7 protein-coding genes are annotated in these 6,573 nt (G+C 39.7%); 5 read left to right on the top strand and 2 right to left on the bottom strand.

Annotated features, from left to right (window positions below):
* A partial coding sequence (locus tag ACY10D_RS10250; protein ID WP_487000637.1) for a hypothetical protein occupies positions 1-380 on the bottom strand: 380 nt, incomplete at its 3' end.
* Between the two features lie 76 nt (positions 381-456).
* Entirely contained in the window at positions 457-1,527 is a 1,071-nt protein-coding gene (locus tag ACY10D_RS10245; RefSeq protein ID WP_487000636.1) for a hypothetical protein, read from the bottom strand.
* Between the two features lie 216 nt (positions 1,528-1,743).
* Here ACY10D_RS10245 and ppk2 point away from each other — a divergent pair, with 216 nt between their 5' ends.
* The 5 genes from ppk2 (at position 1,744) to ACY10D_RS10220 (ending at position 6,567) form a co-directional block, all read left to right on the top strand.
* Entirely contained in the window at positions 1,744-2,562 is an 819-nt protein-coding gene (gene ppk2 / locus ACY10D_RS10240; RefSeq protein WP_487000635.1) for a polyphosphate kinase 2, read from the top strand.
* 83 nt (positions 2,563-2,645) lie between these two features.
* On the top strand, positions 2,646-3,569 hold the full coding sequence (gene epmA / locus ACY10D_RS10235; protein WP_487000634.1) for an EF-P lysine aminoacylase EpmA: 924 nt from the start codon (positions 2,646-2,648) through the stop codon (positions 3,567-3,569).
* Between the two features lie 88 nt (positions 3,570-3,657).
* Positions 3,658-4,611 (top strand): transaldolase, encoded by a 954-nt coding sequence (gene tal, locus ACY10D_RS10230; protein ID WP_487000633.1) that lies wholly within the window; start codon positions 3,658-3,660, stop codon positions 4,609-4,611.
* Positions 4,612-4,618: 7 nt separating this feature from the next.
* Complete coding sequence (gene ispG, locus ACY10D_RS10225; RefSeq protein WP_487000632.1) at positions 4,619-5,824, top strand: flavodoxin-dependent (E)-4-hydroxy-3-methylbut-2-enyl-diphosphate synthase; 1,206 nt, start codon at positions 4,619-4,621, stop codon at positions 5,822-5,824.
* A gap of 2 nt (positions 5,825-5,826) precedes the next feature.
* Positions 5,827-6,567 (top strand): Fic family protein, encoded by a 741-nt coding sequence (locus ACY10D_RS10220; protein ID WP_487000631.1) that lies wholly within the window; start codon positions 5,827-5,829, stop codon positions 6,565-6,567.
* Positions 6,568-6,573: the final 6 nt, after the last annotated feature.

Genomic DNA, 6,573 nt, shown 5'->3' with positions numbered 1-6,573 from the left:
TTATTTTGTGCCATAATAATTGGCATTGAATCAACGACTCTCGGCTTTATCTGATCATAAATAGCATGAGGCAACCTGTGCTGATAGCATCCAAGCAATACTGGAAAAACATCTTCTAAGCGATTTAGTCTATGGTTAAATGCCGCGTATGATGGTAAGTTTGGAAAAAGATCGTTCCAGTAGCTCTTTGCATGATGGTAGATATCTTTTATCTTTCTGCGTCCTTCAATAATGCCCATGAGGTATATTGTTATAACTTCTTGATCTGTAAAAACAGGATTACTGTTATTGCTAAACCTTTCACAGAAATATTGCAAAGTTGATTCATAATATTCTGATATTTGCAGGTATAGTGATATAATATTGCTTAGCCAGTCCATCGTATCTTAGTGTTTTTGTTGGTTCATTAACACAATAAATTATGGATTGGCAACTCGTAAACTTTATTTTTGATTATTATTCAACCCTTGATTCGCATTTATAACCATTAACCATTGACACATCAATGTTTGCTTGATTATGAATATCCGTAAGTGCTGGATAAGTTATCTCTAAAAGTGTTGCATACTCACCATACGTGCCGTCACTCACATTGCGCGTGTTAATACTAGAAATTTGAAAATTATAGGATGTTAAGCCAGCATCAGGAATGGCATAGTTATAGCTTGATTGTGCATTTACTGTGAATGAACTTGTTTGACCTGCACCGGTAACTTTTATGGTAACGGGTAAAGTAAGATTGTTCATAAAAACAATTTGTCGTGGTGGGTATGTTGGGGGCGTTGGCGTTACTTGTGGTGTGATACTTGGTAATGTGCCTGCAGCATAGGAAACATTAAGTTCATTACCACTGAGTTGAGGTGTGCTAATTCCAGGACAGCTGCCAGAGACATTATTTGATTGAGACATCGTCAACTGACAACCTCGGTAAGTTCCATTGCCATTAGGCGTGATGATTTGGAAACTACCATTTGTATTTGTCGGCATTAAAAAAACCGGTTGTGCCAAGCTTTCAACATAAGCAATTAACTTCTGACCTTGATAAACATAGCTTGGCAAAGGCGTGCCTGAAGGAAAGTTTAGGCGCCAGTAGTTGGTGGTTCCTGGCTGTGGTGGGTTGACTTGGATGCTATATGCTTCTACTTGAAGGTTATTACCGGATTGATAACTTTGATTATTATAGGTAGCAGTTGCTGATAGTGAGGCTAATAAATTGGTGTTTGTTGTATTACTGTCTTTTACCGTAAATATGCATTGATTAGCAGTGGTTTGTGTACTAACAATTTGCAGATAGGCGCTAGCATCTCCTGAAATATTCAATGTGCAGTTTGTGATGCCAGTACCCTGAGTGCTCCCAAGGTTGGAAAAGGTTGCTCTATAAGTATAGCTTTGGTTGTAATATTGGTTGGTCGTGCCAGCAAGTGATAGTGCAGTGGTTGATGGAGAGCTACTACCGCCACAGCCAAAGAGGATTAGTGAAAATGCACCAATTGTGGATAGGGAAATTATTCGTGTATTTCTAATCATCAAAAACTCCTTGTGCGATGACGTTGTTTACATAGGCAGGTATAAGCTTAGCATCGTTTTCGATATTTACGAGAAGAACATACTCATTGCACACAGTTATTCAGTTATTTAGCATTTCTAAATGCTTTACGGTAGGCATATCCGCTAGATGTTTACTTGTAGTTATTCCTTGTAGCGCTACAATAAAGCTATATATAGATAGCAAAGCACATGGATATGACCGATACATCACTTGATTTATTAAATCGTCGTAAACTCTTTACTGAGAATATTTACCCTTATCAGGAAAAAATGCCAAGAAAGGTTTACGAGCAGCAGAAAACACAATTACAAATTGAGCTTTTGAAGATGCAGCAGTGGGTAAGATCAACAGGTCAGAAGGTACTGATTATCTTTGAAGGACGTGATGCTGCCGGTAAAGGAGGGACGATTAAGCGGATGATGGAGCATCTTAACCCACGGGGTGCGCGCGTTGTGGCATTGGAGAAACCATCTGAGCGTGAGCAGGGGCAATGGTATTTTCAGCGTTATATTCGCCATTTACCAACCTCCGGTGAGATCGTTCTTTTTGATAGATCCTGGTATAACCGCGCAGGTGTTGAAAAGGTGATGGGCTTTTGCACACCTGAGCAATATCAACTATTTCTAACACAAGCACCAGATCTTGAAAAAATGCTGGTGCAAAGTGGTATTAAGCTATTTAAGTTTTGGTTTTCAGTTAGTCAAAAAGAGCAAAAGAAGCGCTTCCAATCGCGTGGGGTGCATCCATTGAAGCAATGGAAACTAAGTCCGATTGATAAGGCGAGTTTGGATAAATGGGATGATTACACCGAAGCCAAAGAAAGTATGTTTTTGCATACCGATACTGAGTTGGCTCCTTGGACTGTGATTAAATCAGATGACAAAAAGCGCGCACGTATTAATGCCATGCGTTTTGTATTATCACGACTGGATTACAAAAATAAAGATATGAATATTGCGATTAAACCTGATCCACTCATTGTCGGTTTGGCGAGTGAAATTTATCCGGAATAAGTTTAATTGTAATCGTTAATAACAGTTATTTTCATCTTACTTGTTTGTTAGAATGTTGGGACTTTATATAGATGATCTAGATTATGCTACCATCAAATAGTGCACTGATTCGGCGTGCTGAATACATTACAAAAATTCGCAAGTTTTTTGCTCAAAGAGGTGTATTAGAAGTTGATACTCCTTTGTCTTACCCATATCCAGTGAGTGATCCCTATATCGATGCTTTTGCTATTAATACCCAGTCAGGCACACGGTTTTTGCAAACCTCACCGGAATATGCAATGAAGCGATTATTAGCACAAGGCTCAGGGTGTATTTATCAGATTTGTAAAGCATTTCGCGATGATCCTAAAGCACAATATCATCATCATGAATTTACGATGCTTGAATGGTATCGTGTGGGATTGGATGATGCGGCATTGCGTGAGGAAATTGCACAAATGTTACTTATGCTTAAGCCGCAAGCATCCATTGAGTATTTTAGCTATAAAGCATTATTTCAACAGTTGGTAGGCATAAATCCACATACGGCAGGCTTGAGCTCTTTGCAAAAAGCGCTTTATCAGCATGTCGGTGATATTCAAGGCCTAGCAAGTCCAAATATCATTGAGTGCTTAGATGTATTATTCACCCATGTCATTGAGCCTAAACTTAAAGCGCACCAATTTGTGTTTGTCTATGATTACCCTGAAGTGCTAGCTGCCTTAGCGCGCGTGACGCCAGATAGTAGTGGGCAAATGGTTGCTAAGCGTTTTGAGCTTTTTTATCAAGGCATTGAGTTAGCCAATGGCTATTATGAGTTAATCAGTGCGACTGAACAAGCCAAGCGTTTTCAGCATGATTTAGATTTGCGTCAAAGCCTTGACAAAGCAGCTACCCCTATTGATCAAGACTTATTAGCCTGTCTTGATCAAAGTCCTGAGTGCTCAGGTGTTGCTTTAGGATTTGATCGCCTTGTAATGTGTCTTGAGGGCTATGCGGATATACAAGAAGTGTTATATTGCTAGGCGAAAGCTTGAGCGTGAAGCTAATCAACTATATGCTATGACACAATAAGATATAGACAGTGAAAAACAGTAAAAAATGGAAAAACAGATGAATAAATTAGAACAGTTAAAACAAATGACCAAAGTGGTTGCTGATACCGGCGACTTTGCGCAAATTAAAGTATATCAACCCGTTGATGCGACGACAAATCCAAGCCTGTTGTTAAATGCAGCTAAAATGCCAACATACGATTATGTGATTGATCAAGCGTTATCAAAAAGTGCACATTTAAGTGGTAAATCACGTATTGATGAGGCAATGCTTGATATGGCAGTAAGTTTCGGTGTTGAGATTTTAAAGGTAATCCCTGGACGTGTTTCCACTGAAGTTGATGCGCGTTTATCGTTTGATAGAGAAGCGACCATTGATTACGCGCGTCGCTTAATTCATAAATACCAAGAAGTTGGTGTTGATAAATCGCGTGTACTTATCAAGATTGCATCAACCTGGGAAGGGATTAAGGCTGCTGAAGTGCTTGAAAAAGAGGGGGTTAACTGTAACTTAACCTTGATGTTTAGTATTGCCCAAGCCATAGCCTGCGCGCAGGCTAAAGTCTTTTTGATTTCCCCCTTTGTTGGTCGTATTACTGACTGGTATATGAAAGAGCAAGGTGCAACAAGCTTCCCTGATATCAGTGAAGATAACGGTGTGTTATCGGTTAAAGAAATTTATCAGCATTACAAGCGTTATGGTTATCAAACGATTGTAATGGGGGCAAGTTTCCGCCATGTTGGACAAGTAGAAGCCTTAGCAGGATGTGATGCACTGACGATTGCGCCAAACTTATTACAACAGTTACAGCAGGATGATAATACGTTAAATAGACAGTTAGTTGAGACTGAAAAAACCAATCAATCAGATCGCAAATTAACAGAAGGTGATTTTAGATGGGCAATGAATGAAAGCCCAATGGCAACGGAGAAATTAGCCGAAGGTATTCGTAAGTTTGCCATTGATACGGTGAAACTTGAGAAATTAATCGAACACAAATTAGGACTATAGCCATACTATGCATAAGTCTATTGCGGTAAAAGTAGGGAATATCACAATTGGTGGTGGAGCGCCGGTTGTCGTGCAATCGATGACGGATACAGCGACTGCCGATATTGAAAAAACAGTGTCACAAGTTTTAGCACTTCATCGCGCGGGTAGCGAGCTTGTGCGCATTACGGTTAATGATGAAGAAGCAGCTAAAGCCGTCCCTGAGATCAAAAAGCGCTTATTACAAAAGGACTGTGATGTGCCTTTAGTTGGCGACTTTCACTACAATGGTCATAGATTATTAGCAGACTTTCCAGAATGTGCTAAAGCACTGGATAAATATCGCATTAATCCAGGCAATGTTGGCTTTGGTCGCAAGAAAGATACACAGTTTGCTGAGATTGTGCAAAGGGCGATTGAATACGATAAGCCAGTGCGTATTGGTGTCAATTGGGGTAGCTTAGATCAAGCCCTATTAGCAAAGTTGATGGATGAGAATAGTCAACTGACGGTACCGTTATCCGCGCGTGAGATTATGCACAAAGCGCTGATTGAGTCAGCGCTATCAAGTGCAGAGTATGCTGAGCGTTTGGGACTTAAGGCTGATAAAATCATCGTATCATGTAAGGTCAGTGATGTTCAGGATTTAATTGAAGTTTACCAAAAGCTCGCACGTGAATGCCCGTATCCTTTGCATTTAGGATTAACTGAAGCAGGGATGGGGATTAAAGGTATTGTTGCCAGTAGTGTGAGCCTTGGTTATTTATTACAGCAAGGTATAGGCGACACCATTCGTGTATCCTTAACACCAGAGCCAGGTGCGCCACGCACCAATGAAGTAAAAGTCTGTCGTGAGATCTTGCAAACGATGGGCTTAAGAGCGTTCACGCCAACAGTTTCCTCATGCCCAGGATGCGGACGGACAACCAGTAGTTTTTTCCGTGAGCTTGCCAATGATATTCAAAACTATCTTAGTGAGCAAATGCCCATGTGGAAGCATCAATATATCGGTGTTGAAAACATGAAAGTTGCGGTAATGGGCTGTGTGGTAAATGGTCCAGGTGAAAGTAAACATGCCAATATCGGTATTAGTCTGCCAGGTACGGGTGAGGCACCTGTTGCACCAGTGTTTATCGATGGACAGAAAAAGCATACATTAAGAGGCGAGCATATTGCTAAAGAGTTTATGGTGATCGTTGATCAGTATGTTAAAGAAAAGTATCAAAGAGATTAACGATGGACTTTAGTAAATATACCTTAATGAAGCAAAAGCTTGATGCATATCGCCCTTTGCCTAAAGAGGTTGTTCACAATTTACATGAAAATCTTATTCTAAACTGGACGTATCACTCTAATGCGATTGAAGGAAATACGCTGACACTTAAGGAAACAAAAGTTGCACTTGAAGGGATTACCGTTGGGGGTAAAACGTTAAGAGAGCACTTTGAGGCAATCAATCATAAAGAAGCAATTCTATATATTGAAACTTTGGTTAATGAAAATACGCCAATTAATGCGTGGGTTATTAAATCTTTGCATCAATTGATTTTAAAGCAAATTGATGATGACAATGCAGGAAGATATCGAGAAGTAAACGTACAAATTATTGGTGCAACTCATGTGCCACCTGAATATATTCATTTGGATGAATTAATGTCTTCATTAATAAGTGACTATGCTTCATGGCATAATATGCATCCGATAGAAAAAGCAGCTCGTGTGCATAGTGAGTTTGTGAAAATACACCCTTTTGTTGATGGTAATGGGCGTACCAGTAGACTATTGATGAACTTAATTTTAATGCAACATGGTTACCCACCTGCAGTATTACCTGTCAGTAAGCGTTTGGAATATTATAATGCATTAGATGATGCGCATGTGAATCAGCATTATGCGCCTTTTTTACAATTAATAGCTGATATTGTTGAGGAGGCATTTGCCAGCTATTGGTTTGCTTTAGGTATTAATCATCAATAATTTATC

The sequence above is a fragment of the Cysteiniphilum sp. genome (genome assembly GCF_057495195.1).
The sequence above is the reverse complement of the archived record's forward strand: the minus strand, read 5'-3'. Positions and strand labels throughout refer to the sequence as shown.

What these genes read in the sequence shown, in the direction of transcription:
- epmA (WP_487000634.1), top strand. Translation starts at nt 2,646, where the DNA reads ATGCTACCATCAAATAGTGCACTGATTCGGCGTGCTGAATACATTACA.
- ACY10D_RS10220 (WP_487000631.1), top strand. Translation starts at nt 5,827, where the DNA reads ATGGACTTTAGTAAATATACCTTAATGAAGCAAAAGCTTGATGCATAT.
- ACY10D_RS10245 (WP_487000636.1), bottom strand. Translation starts at nt 1,527, where the DNA reads ATGATTAGAAATACACGAATAATTTCCCTATCCACAATTGGTGCATTT.
- ppk2 (WP_487000635.1), top strand. Translation starts at nt 1,744, where the DNA reads ATGACCGATACATCACTTGATTTATTAAATCGTCGTAAACTCTTTACT.
- tal (WP_487000633.1), top strand. Translation starts at nt 3,658, where the DNA reads ATGAATAAATTAGAACAGTTAAAACAAATGACCAAAGTGGTTGCTGAT.
- ispG (WP_487000632.1), top strand. Translation starts at nt 4,619, where the DNA reads ATGCATAAGTCTATTGCGGTAAAAGTAGGGAATATCACAATTGGTGGT.